This is a genomic window from Mesorhizobium sp. M7A.F.Ca.CA.004.06.1.1 (assembly GCF_003999135.1).
In the GTDB taxonomy this organism is placed as follows: domain Bacteria; phylum Pseudomonadota; class Alphaproteobacteria; order Rhizobiales; family Rhizobiaceae; genus Mesorhizobium.
In genome coordinates, this window is the sequence record NZ_RZPQ01001291.1 from 1 (window position 1) to 794 (window position 794).

Genomic DNA, 794 nt, shown 5'->3' on the forward strand with positions numbered 1-794 from the left:
CGTCATGGTCGATGCACGCTACTCCGGCATGACTTCCAAGCTGGATCTCGGCGGCGGGTCGATCAACGTCGATACCGACTATGGGTTCGATGTGCTGGGCCGCGTCGGCATGAAGATGAACGAATCGACCCTTGCCTATGCGCTTGCCGGCTACAGCTGGCAGCATTTCGATCTGAACGCTTCCGACCCGATCGGCGACATTCTCGACTGGGGTTCCAGCGGTTTCTCGGTTGGTGGCGGCCTGGAAACGGCTCTGTCCAGCAATGTCACCGTTGGCCTCGAATATCGCTATTCGCAGTTCGCCGAGAAGGACTTTTCTTCGGAATTCGGCGCACCCGACGACACCCTTACCTCGACTTCCTCTTTCCACACCGTGCGTCTCGGCGCGAAGTACAAGTTCAACTAAAAGGCCCTCCAGCCAAACAGTTGCAGCCCGTCGGCCATGCCGGCGGGCTTTTTTTTATTGCTCGAATCTTTCCGCGCCAAACGCAGGCAACAAAAAAGCGGAGCCAAAGCCCCGCTTCCTCGATGTCGAGATTTACCGCCGGTTCATCCGCGGTCGGCAAATCGATCGACAATAGCTTTCTATCGCGAATATGCGACGGGAGTACGACAACTGTTTCCAGCGGCTAATCTCAGCCTCAAGCGCGCTCGATGCGGCACTGGTAGCAATTGTTGCGCGCCGAACGGACATGGACGTAGGCGATCTCGTCGCGTTCGAACAGCGTCTCGGCCCGTGCAGCAATTGCCGTGGTCGGGATGACGCCGCCGCTGCCGTAGACGATGCGATCATC

The 794-nt window shown here is 58.2% G+C and carries 2 protein-coding genes; one reads left to right on the plus strand and one right to left on the minus strand.

Going from position 1 to position 794, the window contains the following annotated elements:
• Positions 1-406, plus strand: a 406-nt coding sequence (locus EN906_RS35865) for an outer membrane beta-barrel protein (protein WP_164777691.1), incomplete at its 5' end; no start/stop codon positions are given.
• 235 nt (positions 407-641) lie between these two features.
• Here the strand turns inward: EN906_RS35865 and EN906_RS35870 are convergent.
• Positions 642-794 (minus strand): DUF1203 domain-containing protein (locus tag EN906_RS35870; RefSeq protein WP_127375857.1); only part of this gene is annotated, 153 nt, incomplete at its 5' end.